This is a genomic window from Pseudomonas fluorescens, from assembly GCF_040448305.1.
Lineage (GTDB): Bacteria > Pseudomonadota > Gammaproteobacteria > Pseudomonadales > Pseudomonadaceae > Aquipseudomonas > Aquipseudomonas fluorescens_BH.
In genome coordinates this window covers 1875104-1887332 of sequence record NZ_CP148752.1, presented here as the reverse complement: position 1 = coordinate 1887332, position 12229 = coordinate 1875104, and the positions used below count along the sequence as shown (strand labels likewise).

The window sequence follows — 12229 nt, the reverse complement described above, 5'->3', positions numbered from 1 at the left end:
AGAAGCAATCGGGACCCGGGCCTCCTCACTGTCGCTTCGTAATGGCTGACTCACCCGCGCCATCGTCCTGTTCTTCTGGATCGGCCTCAATATCGTCGTCGCTCGGAACCAGCTCCACACCTGCATCATCATCGTCCGGCGGTCGTTGGTCGCGGCTCAAGGAGTCGGTAGGCGACGGCAGCGGATACTCCGGCGTGTCATCAACGTCGGGGACGTTCCGATCAGTCTTCATATCGCACCTCTCGTGTGACCTGAATTGCAGGCCACGACCTGGCGAGGACTGGACAACCGGTCAATCCGCCAGCACGGCTCGATCAATCTTCGTCCTCTTCCTCATCGTCAAACTCGATATTCCCCACATCGCCCAAATCATCAGCATCGTTAAGCGGCACCGTCGCATCATCCATCAGCGATCCCGGATCTTCATTGCCTGGATCGTTGATAGATGACAGTCCGCCCGGGCCCTTTTCTTCCTTGCCTTCGCTTTTCGCAGTCATGGGATGCCTCGCTCAACTAGTGATGCTTCTTGTGGTGCTTGTTCGAGTGTTTATAACCTTTACCGGGATGGGAATGACCACTGTCACTCCCCAGATCATTGCCGACCGCACCGCCGGCTGCACCGCCAATACCGGCACCGATGGCCGATCCGGTCGAGCCTCCAATACTGTTGCCGACCACCGATCCACCCGCCGCGCCCAAACCACCGCCTACCGCCGCCTCGGTGCGACTGCGCTTGGGCGCGGCAATGGCACTGCCGGCCGCTCCGCCGACACCTGCACCAATCGCAGCGCCCGTGCTGCCACCCACCTGGCCACCGACGACGTTGCCCAACACACCACCAAGACCACCGCCTACCGCGGCATCTCCATTACCTCCCGCCAGCGCCACCTGAGAGACCAGCAATCCAAAAACAATCGCAGGCACCATCAATAGTCGAGCATTCAGGCTTCCGTTTTTTTTGCCGTTGGCTTTCGGGTTCATGGCACGCCTCGCATTCTTCCAGGGTATGGAAGATTTGAGCTGCTGCGGCGTGAAACGTTCATAAATGAAAAAGCCCGGCATCAGGCCGGGCTCTTTTCAAATCTGAATCAGGATCAGTGACGCTTGTGACCATTGGCCAGGTTGCTGCCTACGCCGCCGCCCAATGCGCCGCCCAGGCCTGCACCGATGGTGGCACCGGACTTGCCGCCCAGGCTATTGCCGATCACCGAACCACCGGCCGCGCCAACACCGCCACCGATAGCAGCGCTGGTGCGATGACCTTTTTTGGCGGCAACTGCACTGCCCGCCGCGCCAGCCACGCCCGCACCAATCGCTGCGCCAGTGCTGCCACCCATTTTCTGGCCGACCACGTTACCCAACGCGCCGCCCAAGCCACCGCCCAGCGCGGCAGTGCCGTCACCAGCCATTGCACCTTGAGCAACCAGAAGCCCCAGAACCAGAGCAGGCAGTGTTAAACGCATGACAAAAACCTCAAAAAATAGGGGTACACAAAAAGGGGGCGAGATTGAATGCTTTTGCGCGGATAAAGTCCAGCACGCCGGTCCAACTTCGCGATTGGCGACGGTTGGACAGCGTTTACCGAAAAGGTTTTATCGAGGACAAAAAAAAGCCCGCTGGGGAAACGGGCCAGGTGTTGCTTTCTAACGGATGAGTAGAGATTAAGGAGGGTGCTGTGAAAAGTTTGTGAAAAATTACCCTTTTCAAAAAAATTGTCATAAAACTTTTCAGGCATGAAAAACCCCGCTCTATGACGGGGTCTGCCTGACGTTCGGTTACTTCCTGACCGGTGCTGTCACCTTGGGTAAAAATTTGCCCTTCAGTACCCGGCACGCTCTGGTCTTGATCTTGTCGACCTCAGTCTGGTCCTCGCCGAAACTGGCCACATATTGGGTCTGACCACACCGCACGGAGTTGTTGATCGGAAATTCTGCGCCATCGTCCTCGATATACGGATCAGCCATCTCTTCACCCCTTTCAAAAAGCGCGATCGACATCGGCAAGCCCTTTGCCTGAAGAAATATCGATCGCCAAGGTTTTTGAGACTAGACGGTCACTAACGGACCCGCCGTTCGGATTTCTCCGTGACCGACGAATGGCTTCTCGGCTTTCACCTCAACTTGACCGCAGTCCCGGTCACAAACACCACAACCATCCCGCCCCTGCCGGCCGGCATGCTGATCTCATAATCAAGCCCGACCACCGCGTCCGCCTGAAGCGCCTGCGCCCGCTCCTTGATCTCATCGGTGGCCTGAATGCGTGCTTCTTTCAACGCTCGTTCCAGTGTCTGGGAGCGCCCACCGAAAAAGTCGCGCATGCCGGCAAATACGTCTCGAACAACGTTGATCCCTTGCACCGACTCGGCGCTGACGATGTCCAGATAGGCGGTAATTTGCCGGCCTTCGATAGAGTGGGTCGTGGTGATGATCATGGGTGTTCCTTCCTGTTCAGATATTCAGCCAACGCATTGAACGCCGGCAAAGTGACGGGATCATTGGCCGAGTTGCTGGCCACCGGATGGGATGCGTAGCGGACGATGACCATCTCGGCCTTCGGGTCGACATGGATTCGCTGCCCATGGACCCCACGCGCCATGAATGCCCCGCCCTCCTTGTCCGTCACCCACCACATCGACCGGTAACTCCAGTCTTTGAGCAATGTGTACCCCGCCTTGGCGAAAGCCTGCCTATCACCGCCGCCACGGATATCGTCGATCACTGCCTCTGGCACGATCTGCTGACCGTTGAACCGACCGCCGTTACGCAGCATCTCGCCAAAACGCGCCAGATCCCGCAACCCCGTATTCAGGCCACCACCGGCGAACGGCGTACCGATGGAGTCCACGGTGAAATAGCCGTCCTGTTCGGCACCCAACCGGCTCCAGATGTTCTCCGACAGCAGTTGTGCAACATTGCGACCGGTGGCGCGGGCAATGACCCAGCCCAACACGTCGGTGTTGACGGTTTTGTAAGCGAACGCTTTGCCGTGCTCACCTTGCGGTTGCACCGTCTGCAGAAACTCGTAGTAACTGCGAGGGCCCCCATAACCCTTGGGTTTGGGCAACGGGTTGCCTGCCCTGGCATGGGCCCAGACCTCGGCGTTCGGGTCCGCGTAGTCCTCGCTGTATTTGAGGCCCGTGGTCATGTCGAGCACCTGCCGTACCGTGGCGCTGCCAAACGCAGAATCCGTCAATTCCGGTACATATTCGGCAACCCGCTTGCCAGCATCGATGCGCCCCTGCGCCACCAACATGGCGCCCAGCGTGCCGATCACAGACTTGGTCACGGACATCGCCGCGTGCTGGCCGTCCGGCTTCAACACGCCGAAGTAACGTTCATAGACAACTTTCCCGCGGTGCATCACCACAATGCCATCGGTGTAAGTGGCCGCGAGGGATTGCTCCCAGGTCATCGGCGCCCTGGCGCCAAGCGGGACAAAACTGATCTCGTCGATATCTTTGCGCAGCACTGTCTCCAGTGGAACCGGAGCACCCAGGCCGCGTGAAACGTTGATCGTCGGCATCAGTTGCCGGAAATTCGAAACACTCCAGCGCATTGCCGGGAACTGGAAATAGCTGCCGTCTTCAAAACGCACGGTGCGATCAGCGGGGGGTGGCGAACCGACCATCCAGCCGAGTTTGGCGGGGTCACTGTCTTGAGCGTCGGGAAAAGTTGCAGGGGCGGATGCGAGGGCCAGTGATGACACGGCAACTATCGACACAGCCGCGATGAGCTTGGCTGCGCCGCGAAAACTGGCGCGAGGATGGAGCATGATGTCGATTCCGTTCGAAGAGTTTGAGCAGTCTACAGCCGGATCGGCTTATTCACCGCTCAAGCATGCGCCTCGCGATCAAGAACATCAGCAACCCACTGATTGATACTTTTGTGGGCTAACTGAGCTTTCACAGCAACCGTCGCGTGAAGGGCTGGGGCCAGGCGCAGACTGAGATGGCCTGAATAAGGTTTCTGTGGTGTGCGGCCGAGTTTGGCGCAAGTCTCCAGATAATCGGTGACGGCCTCTTCGAATGCGCTGCGAAGTTCTTTGACTGACTCGCCGTGAAACCCGACAACATCCTTGATGCCCGCAATGTGGCCGACGAACAGGCCGTCTTCGTCGCTGTACTCGATCCGGGCTGAGTAGCCGTTGTAGTTCATTACGTTCACGGGGTAACTCCTGCTTGTTCAAGGAAAGCCCGGGCGTCACGCACCTGATAGGGCTTGGCTTCTTTGTCGGGGTGGGGCCGGTGAAAAGTGGCCACCACGCCATTCAGTTCAAAACGTACTCGCGATCCATTGCCTTCGATAGTTCTGGCCCCTGCAGCGCCGAACAAGGATTCGATGCGGGACCACTCCATGGTTGCTGGGGCGGGTCTTGAAAATACGGCTTTGAGGGAGCTGAGCTGTTTATTATTCATGGTATTATATCATGATACCGTTCAGGGTTTAGCAACCGCGAATGACATCGCTGATGCATGGGAGAAACCTCTAACGCGCGCTTAAAAAAACGCCGCTTATCCAGAACAGGAAAGCGGCGTTTTCGCGTGGAAGAGTTTGTTTTGCACGACAAGCAGGATATCGGGGTGACTCTCGCCGGGGTTGTAGGCAATTTCCGAGAGTTGCGTAAAGCGTTACGCTTGCTGCGTTTTTAGCTGGTCCCTCCCCTCACGCTCACCTATGTGGCGATCACAGAAGCGCGCCCTGTTTGCTCAGTTTTGCTTCGCCAACGTAGGAACAGGTGCACAGGGTGCTGGATTAACACCCAGAGACGTCAGCAATCAGCCCAGATCTCAGAACCTGTGGTGTTCAAATGGCGAAAGCGCTATCCGGAGGCGGGTCTTGAGGGATTGAACGACTCTGCCTCGAAGTGGCCAGCCTCGCAAGCTCAGCACTCAAAAGATGAAGAAAGCTCTTACGCTGACCACCCAGCGCGTGCCGCGTGAGGCGACGCATTGGAGTGGCAGTGGTCAGAGTAAGATAAGATGCCTGCAAATCAGATTTGCTGTGAGTAGCCCCGCATGACAGATAACAGTCGGAACACCACCCGTCTGATCAAGAAGTACCCGAATCGCCGTCTGTATGACACGCACACCAGCAGTCATTTGACCCTTGCGGATATACGCCAATTGGTCGTCGATAAAATTCCGTTCGAGGTGGTCGACGCCAAGACTGGCGAGGATCTGACCCGAAGTATTTTGCTGCAGGTCATTCTGGAAGCCGAAAGTGGCGGTGAGCCGATATTCTCCAGCGAGATGCTCATGGGGATTATCCAGTTCTACGGTCCCTACCAGAGCGTCCTCGGCAGCTACCTGGATAAAAGCATCCAGACGGTCATCGACATCCAGTCCCAGACCGGCGCTCAGTCCTCTGAGGCCTGGAGCAAGTTCATGCACCAGCAAGCACCGGTCATGCAGGATTTGATGCGCCAGTATGTCGACCAGTCAAAAAACCTCTACCTGAACACTCAGAACCTCTTCGGCCTGTTCGGCGGCATGCCACCAGGCAAGCCAGGTGCAGGTGGCGGGCCGAAAAAAAATGGCGATGGGGAGTAAACCCATCGCCATCAGCGTAACCGCTCTAATATGACTTACTTGTTACCGCTTGTAGCCTTGGCACCAGGAGCGGTTTTGCCGGCTGCGGCAGTCGCTGCGTCAAAACCGCTCTGGGCAACGTCAGCAGCCTGTTTTACGGCGTTCTGTGCGCTTTCAAAAACGGTACCGGCATTCGCCAGCGACGACTTGAACGCGGCCACAACAGGCTCGGAGCCAGCCGGTGCATTCTTGCTGATCACTTCAACGAACTCTTGCACCTGCTGGGTGCCCACCTCGACCTGACGCGAGGTCAGTTTAGCGATTTCCGAGTGAGTGCCGACAATCAACGCTTGCACTTGGCGATTGAACTCAGCCAGGCGTTCGGCTTGCACATTTGGCTGGGTGAAAGAAGCCTGGAGCTCAGCGAACCCTTGTGGATCACGGACTGCCAACAGCTTGCGAAAGCCGTCGAACTGCTCCTCGGTGGAGGCCTGCAGAGTCTTGAACTGCAATTGGGTGAGCTGTTCAACGCTGGCGAAGACTTTGCCACTGATTTGCTGCAGGAGGTCGAGGTTGGCTTTCTGAGCGTCTTGCAATTTTTCCGAGTTGAAAAAAGACATGCTTGAATCTCCTGATTCTGAAAAGCCGACATGGGCCTGAGGACGCGATAGCGATCCTGCCAGTCATCGCGTTAGCCTTAATATTGCAGCGCACAAAACCGTTTAGCAATGGTTTTTTGTGCGGCGCACAAAAATATTTCTTCTCCTGCCCCTATTCGCTATAGACTCCTAACGTCGAACAGCCAGCCAAGCCCTCTTTATTAAAGAGGCGCAGGCAGCTGCTTCTCATGCACAACGCCAGGAGATCACCATGGGCCAGGAAGATATTATTGCATCGCAATATGACAAAACCTCCTCTCAACGCGGCCTGTTCGAACACCTGAGTCATCTGCAGCACCTCAACACCCTGAACGTCCTTGATGCTTTGCGCCAGCGCCAGGAAAAAACCCTCGCGCCCCTGAAGCGGGGTCAACTCAGACAACCCACGCCCACTGACTGGCAGGAATACTTCACCGACCTCGGCCAGCGCAGCCTGCTGTTCTGGGACACCCTGCGCCAGCGCGGTGACAATACGCTGGCCCATGAACGCGCCGGGTATCCTCTGCTGCTCAAGTTCGATTATGAAACCCTGGTCGCAGGCTCCGATCTCCCACGCCCGGTCAACTATTCACTGTTGCGAATCCTCCCCGGACCAGAGCAAAGAATCGACAGCAATGGCCAGCCGGTGATCATCATTGACCCACGCGGCGGCCACGGCTCGGGAATCGGCGGCTTCAAACAGGATTCGGTATTAGGTGAAAGCCTCAGAGCCGGCCACCCCACCTATTTCATCTCTTTCAGTCACTCGCCACAGCCTGGGCAAACCCTGGCCGATATCGTCGAAGCCCAGGCCCGGTTCATCGAAGTCATCAGCGCCCTTCACCCGACCAACAGCGAGCCGATCATCATCGGTAACTGCCAGGCGGGCTGGGCGTTGATGGGACTGGCTGCAACACGACCGGAACTGCCGGGATTGATCATTATCAATGGTGCCCCCTTGTCGTACTGGGCCGGTGTCAATGGACGCAATCCGATGCGCTATACCGGAGGCCTGCTGGGTGGCGGCTGGATGGCTCGCCTGGGCAGCGACTTGGGCAATGGCCGCTTTGACGGTACCTGGCTGGTCAGCAATTTCGAAAACCTGGACCCGGCCAACACCTATTGGGCCAAGTACTACCAGTTGTTCAGCCAGGTCGACAGCGAGGCTACGCGCTTCCTCGACTTCGAACGCTGGTGGGGCAGCCCGACCCTGCTCAATGGCGAAGAGATTGAGAGGATTGTCGATGACCTTTTCATCGGCAACCAATTGTCCGGCGGTCTCGGCCGCAAGAACAGTGGCATTGACCTGAAACGGATCGAAGTACCGGTGGTGGTGTTCTGTTCCTACGGAGACAACATCACCCCTCCCCAGCAAGCATTGAACTGGATCGCCGATGTTTATCCCAGCGATCTCGCTTTGCATGACGCAGGACGTACCATCGTCTACCTGCGGCACGCCAGCATCGGCCATTTAGGTATTTTTGTTTCCGGCAAAGTGGCGCGGCGCGAACACCGTGGGATGCTCGGCGCGGTCGAAACCATCAAGGCACTGCCGGCGGGACTGTATGAAATGCTGATTGACGATCTGCCAACCTCCTCAGGCAGCGATGACATGCAATACCGAGTGCGTTTCGAATCAAGGCGAATCGCCGATATCCATGATGACGTCGAGCCGGCCCGTGATGACGATCGCGAATTCTCTCTGGTGGAGCGCGCCTCTGAAATCAACAGCGCGTTTTACGACGGGTTCATACGTCCGTGGCTGCGTCAGATCGTCAACGAGCCAATTGCCGAACTGTTGCGCAGGGCGCACCCCTTCCATCAGCAGCAAGTGCTATGGAGCAGCCTGAATCCGGCACTGTGGTGGTTAGCCGGGACCGCCTCCCAAGTGAGCAGTGATCGCCATCCTGCACGCAAAGACAACCCGTTGCTGGCCTGGCAAGCGTTGTTTTCCAACCAGATGCAAGACGCCCTGAATGCTTATCGCGATGTGCGTGACGCCACTCAGGAGCTGTGTTTTTACGGTATTTACGGCGCACTGAGTGCCCTCACCAGCAACAAGCCTGTACGAAATCTCCAGGCACATGCCGACCAGCTGGACCAGGCCCTGATCGAACGCCTGCAGGATGCGCTGCCTCATGGCGGCCCCCTGGAAGCATTAGTGCGGATTCTGTTTTTGCTGGGCCGCGACAGCGACAAGGCGGGCAAGGAAAGCATCGAGAAGCTGATCCAGCAGGTGCACCTGCTGGTCCAGGACTACAGCAATGAGCCCACTGCCCTGCGCGAAGCCATCCGATTGCAGAACCTGCTGGTTTTCGCCCACCCGCAAGAAAGCTTGCACAGCCTGCCCTTGTTGCTACCTGAGGCAAAGGAACGCCAACAGGTCCTGACAGCCGTTGGGCAATTGATGCCTGAACTGCTGGCGACCGTGGGAGCTGAAGGCGAATTCTGGCGTGAACTGCACGCGCTGCTCGAAGTCCCCCTGCCGGGCTTCAACCTGACCCAACCACCCAGTGAAACAGTTGTCATCCCGCAGGAGACCCCTTCGCAGCCATCTCCGTCGCCGCAGATCACACCACTGCCCGCTCCCGCCATCGTAGTTAAAGCCCCGAAGCGCAAAGCGAGTAAAGGTACAACAGGCCCCAAGCCTCAATGACACTTCACAAGGGATTAGCGGTGCATCCGCTCGGCGAAGCCTGCGACCTTATGATCTCTGGACAGACCGATGAGGTTCATGGATCGGACCCGCGCGACTTTTTCGACCACAGGCGACAACTCGTCGGTTCGATACTGACCGGGGGTCATACCGAACCAACGGGTGCATGCCTTATGGAAGCTGCTGTGGTCATGAAAGCCGAGCAGGTAAGTCACATGCTTCATGTTGAAATGAGAATGGCGCAAATAGAAGTCAGCCATCTGCCGACGCACATCGTTCAGGACGTCCTTGAATTGCGTGCCATCCTTCTCAAGGCCTCGTTGAAGCGTTCGCTTGCTGATATTCAGTGCCGCCGCAATCGATTCCATATCACATTGCCCTTGGCCTTGCCCCTGGCTCAAGCGCTCGGTAATCAGCGCGCGAATCCTGCCAACCATAGAGTAACCGGACAACAGGTCCAATTGAGCCTCGGCAAAACTGTCATGGAGTGTGGCCAACGCCTCGTTGGCCATGCTCAACGGACTCAGAAGCTCCTGGCCATCGAACAAGATGCTGTCATATGCCGCCCCGAAACTCAGCGGACAGCCAAAAAGCCGCTGATGCTCCGACGTGTCTTCAGGTTCGGGATAAGTGAACTCCACACTCAATGGTTGCGGTGACTTGCCACCCGCCAGCCAATGGCAGAAACCTAGCAGCGAAGCCAAGGCTGCATCCGTGTATTGCCGGGGTTTGATCGAGCCAGGTTGCTGATGATCGAGACTGGCCAATCGGTAATGCTGCTGCTCCTTGACAAGGAAAAGGCTGAATCCGGTACCAATCAACGGGCTGAAACGAACCAGACGTTCAAGCGCTCTTTTCAGATTCGAACTGGACATCATCGTGTAGCCCACGATCTGAAAACTACTGGGATGGAATTCCCCGTAGGCTTTCAAACCGATATTCAGATCATCCGAAGCCTGAGCAGCCAAGTCCCAAAGACGATAGATAATGCTTCGCTCGCAGAATGCTCCTGGTTTACTCACGAACCCGACATCCAGTCCCGCCTCGCGGCACAGAACAGCAAGATCCAGTCCTTGGGCCAAAAACGTATTCGCCAGCATGCTGGCATAACCCGAACTCATTCTATACATGGCGTCCTCAATGACCGATGGAACCGAACGTCCTGTCCGGAGCCGATACTGACATGCACTGAACATATTTCAACAGTGTTTCAGGAATATTAACTATCCATTGAGTTTTAAGAGTTGATCCAAGTATGGGTACTTCTCATTTTTTTGCCAGCAGGCCAAAACACCCGCGTGGCACCGATGGACAGGAGAACGTCACCTTCAAACACTTCCGCACGGCCCGTCGATATCGAACAATCTTCTCTCCTGCAGCGCAAAAAAAATGGAGTAGATGTATGGAATCGCGTAGTCGCATTGCTTTGGTAACGGGTGGTATGGGCGGTATCGGTACGGCAATCAGCCAACGTCTATACAAGGAAGGATTCAAGGTAATCGTAGGCTGCAGCTCCGATTCCAGCCGCAAGAACGACTGGCGCGCCAGCCAACTGGAGGCGGGTTATGAGTTCGAATTCATCTATGGCGACGTCACCGATTGGGAGTCAACCCGCAAGGCTTTCGAGATGGCTCGTGAACAATTCGGCCCGATCGATGTGCTGGTCAACAACGCCGGCATCACCCGCGACGCGTCTTTTCGCAAGCTCACCCCGGAAGACTGGAACAGCGTGATCGGGACCAACCTGACGGGCTTGTTCAACACCACCAAGCAGGTCATTGAAGGCATGTTGTCCAAAGGCTGGGGGCGGATCATCAATATCTCCTCGATCAACGGTCAGCGTGGCCAGTTCGGCCAGACCAACTACTCCGCCGCCAAGGCTGGCATCCATGGTTTCACCATGGCACTGGCCCGGGAAGTCTCCGGCAAGGGCGTGACCGTCAATACCGTATCCCCAGGCTACATCCAGACCTCCATGACCGCGGCAATACGCCCGGACATTCTCGAAGGCATGATCGCGGCAACTCCGGTTGGTCGCCTTGGCCAACCCGAAGAGATCGCCTCAATCGTGGCCTGGCTGGCTTCCGATGAGTCTGCCTACAGCACCGGAGCGGACTTCTCGGTAAACGGCGGCATGAACATGCAGTAACCCTGACCAGGGCATGAATGCCCTGGTTTGCTCGACGAATTTTGTCTTTTCCATGAGGTCACGCATGAACGAAGTCGTAATCGTTGCCGCTACTCGTACCGCCATTGGCAGTTTCCAGGGTGCTTTGTCTGCAATTCCCGCGACCGAACTGGGTGCCGCAGTGATTCGCCGCTTGCTGGAGCAGACGGGTATCGATGCTGCTCAAATTGATGAAGTGATCCTCGGCCAGGTGCTCACTGCCGGCGCTGGGCAGAACCCGGCACGCCAGACAGCGATCAAGGCTGGCTTGCCACACACCACCCCTGCCCTGACCTTGAACAAGGTCTGCGGCTCTGGTCTCAAGGCGGTCCATCTTGCCGTCCAGGCAATCCGTTGCGGCGACGCGGAACTGGTAATCGCTGGCGGTCAGGAAAATATGAGTCTGGCCCCCTATGTTCTGCCCAAGGCACGCACCGGCTTGCGTATGGGCCATGCGCAACTGCAAGACAGCATGATCCAGGATGGCCTGTGGGACGCCTTCAACGACTATCACATGGGTATCACAGCTGAGAATCTGGCGCAGAAGTACGAGATCTCTCGTGAAGCACAGGATACCTTCGCTGCCGCCTCGCAACAGAAGGCCGCCGCAGCCATTGAGGGCGGGCGTTTCCAGAGCGAAATCACCCCGATCCTGATTCCTCAGCGCAAGGGCGAACCGCTGGTCTTCGACACCGACGAACAGCCGCGTGTCGACAGTACTGCCCAAGCCTTGGCGAAACTCAAACCGGCATTCCAGAAAGACGGCAGCGTGACCGCCGGTAACGCTTCGACCCTCAACGATGGTGCTGCCGTACTGTTGCTGGCCAGCGCTGCAAAAGCACAAGCGCTTGGCCTCCCGGTTCTGGCACGGATCAAAGCCTATGCCAGCGCCGGTGTAGACCCGTCGATCATGGGCATCGGCCCTGTCCCGGCTACACGCCTGACCCTGCAAAAGGCCGGCTGGAGCGTCGAGGACCTGGACCTGATCGAAGCCAACGAAGCCTTCGCCGCCCAGGCGCTGGCGGTTGGCAAAGAGTTGGGTTGGGACACCAGCAAAGTCAACGTCAACGGCGGCGCGATCGCCCTTGGCCATCCGATCGGCGCGTCAGGGGCACGGATTTTGGTGTCGCTGGTGCACGAACTGATCCGTCGCGACGGCAAGAAGGGGCTGGCCACTTTGTGCATCGGTGGCGGACAAGGCGTCGGCCTGGCTATCGAGCGCTAACCAACAGCATCTGAGT

At 57.2% G+C, this 12229-nt stretch carries 15 protein-coding genes and 1 pseudogene; 5 read left to right on the top strand and 11 right to left on the bottom strand.

What is annotated here, in order from left to right:
* Positions 1-25: 25 nt before the first annotated feature.
* The 9 genes from WHX55_RS08675 to WHX55_RS08635 form a co-directional block, all read right to left on the bottom strand.
* Entirely contained in the window at positions 26-232 is a 207-nt protein-coding gene (locus WHX55_RS08675) for a hypothetical protein (protein ID WP_353742408.1), read from the bottom strand.
* A gap of 82 nt (positions 233-314) precedes the next feature.
* On the bottom strand, positions 315-497 hold the full coding sequence (locus WHX55_RS08670) for a hypothetical protein (RefSeq protein WP_150724634.1): 183 nt from the start codon (positions 495-497) through the stop codon (positions 315-317).
* 16 nt (positions 498-513) lie between these two features.
* Positions 514-927, bottom strand: coding sequence for a YMGG-like glycine zipper-containing protein (locus WHX55_RS08665; RefSeq protein WP_150724800.1), 414 nt, complete (start codon positions 925-927; stop codon positions 514-516).
* Between the two features lie 167 nt (positions 928-1094).
* The gene (locus tag WHX55_RS08660) at positions 1095-1463 is read right to left on the bottom strand and encodes a hypothetical protein (RefSeq protein WP_007988063.1); all 369 of its coding nucleotides are present in this window, start codon (positions 1461-1463) and stop codon (positions 1095-1097) included.
* A 312-nt stretch (positions 1464-1775) separates the two neighbouring features.
* Entirely contained in the window at positions 1776-1964 is a 189-nt protein-coding gene (locus tag WHX55_RS08655) for a hypothetical protein (RefSeq protein ID WP_032829518.1), read from the bottom strand.
* A gap of 146 nt (positions 1965-2110) precedes the next feature.
* Complete coding sequence (locus WHX55_RS08650; protein ID WP_151213304.1) at positions 2111-2431, bottom strand: YbjQ family protein; 321 nt, start codon at positions 2429-2431, stop codon at positions 2111-2113.
* Positions 2428-3771 carry a serine hydrolase gene (locus WHX55_RS08645; RefSeq protein ID WP_353742407.1) on the bottom strand — a complete coding sequence of 448 codons (1344 nt, stop codon included), beginning with the start codon at positions 3769-3771 and terminating at the stop codon, positions 2428-2430. Before WHX55_RS08645 ends, WHX55_RS08650 begins: the two co-directional genes overlap by 4 nt.
* A 59-nt stretch (positions 3772-3830) precedes the next feature.
* Entirely contained in the window at positions 3831-4163 is a 333-nt protein-coding gene (locus tag WHX55_RS08640; protein WP_150724629.1) for a type II toxin-antitoxin system HicB family antitoxin, read from the bottom strand.
* A complete protein-coding gene (locus tag WHX55_RS08635; protein ID WP_150753318.1) occupies positions 4160-4414 on the bottom strand; it encodes a type II toxin-antitoxin system HicA family toxin in 255 nt (84 codons plus the stop codon). Before WHX55_RS08635 ends, WHX55_RS08640 begins: the two co-directional genes overlap by 4 nt.
* Before the next feature lie 331 nt (positions 4415-4745).
* Between WHX55_RS08635 and WHX55_RS08630 the strand changes: the two are divergent.
* Together WHX55_RS08630 and phaR are read left to right on the top strand one after the other, a co-directional pair.
* Positions 4746-4955: pseudogene (locus WHX55_RS08630) on the top strand (helix-turn-helix domain-containing protein); the annotation flags it as partial.
* A 59-nt stretch (positions 4956-5014) separates the two neighbouring features.
* The gene (gene phaR / locus WHX55_RS08625) at positions 5015-5548 is read left to right on the top strand and encodes a polyhydroxyalkanoate synthesis repressor PhaR (RefSeq protein WP_116265289.1); all 534 of its coding nucleotides are present in this window, start codon (positions 5015-5017) and stop codon (positions 5546-5548) included.
* A gap of 35 nt (positions 5549-5583) precedes the next feature.
* On the opposite strand, the gene phaP is transcribed toward phaR, so the two are convergent.
* Positions 5584-6147, bottom strand: coding sequence for a TIGR01841 family phasin (gene phaP / locus WHX55_RS08620; RefSeq protein ID WP_353742406.1), 564 nt, complete (start codon positions 6145-6147; stop codon positions 5584-5586).
* A 250-nt stretch (positions 6148-6397) separates the two neighbouring features.
* Between phaP and WHX55_RS08615 the strand changes: the two genes are divergently transcribed.
* Complete coding sequence (locus WHX55_RS08615; protein WP_353742405.1) at positions 6398-8821, top strand: DUF3141 domain-containing protein; 2424 nt, start codon at positions 6398-6400, stop codon at positions 8819-8821.
* Positions 8822-8835: 14 nt separating this feature from the next.
* On the opposite strand, the gene WHX55_RS08610 is transcribed toward WHX55_RS08615, so the two are convergent.
* On the bottom strand, positions 8836-9951 hold the full coding sequence (locus WHX55_RS08610) for an AraC family transcriptional regulator (protein ID WP_353742404.1): 1116 nt from the start codon (positions 9949-9951) through the stop codon (positions 8836-8838).
* A 272-nt stretch (positions 9952-10223) separates the two neighbouring features.
* Here WHX55_RS08610 and phbB point away from each other — a divergent pair, with 272 nt between their 5' ends.
* Together phbB and WHX55_RS08600 are read left to right on the top strand one after the other, a co-directional pair.
* Positions 10224-10970, top strand: a complete 747-nt coding sequence (gene phbB / locus WHX55_RS08605; protein ID WP_007988010.1) for an acetoacetyl-CoA reductase — start codon at positions 10224-10226, stop codon at positions 10968-10970.
* A gap of 64 nt (positions 10971-11034) precedes the next feature.
* Positions 11035-12213: an acetyl-CoA C-acetyltransferase gene (locus WHX55_RS08600; protein WP_150724624.1), complete on the top strand. Its 1179-nt coding sequence runs from the start codon at positions 11035-11037 to the stop codon at positions 12211-12213.
* The last annotated feature ends 16 nt before the right edge of the window (positions 12214-12229 follow it).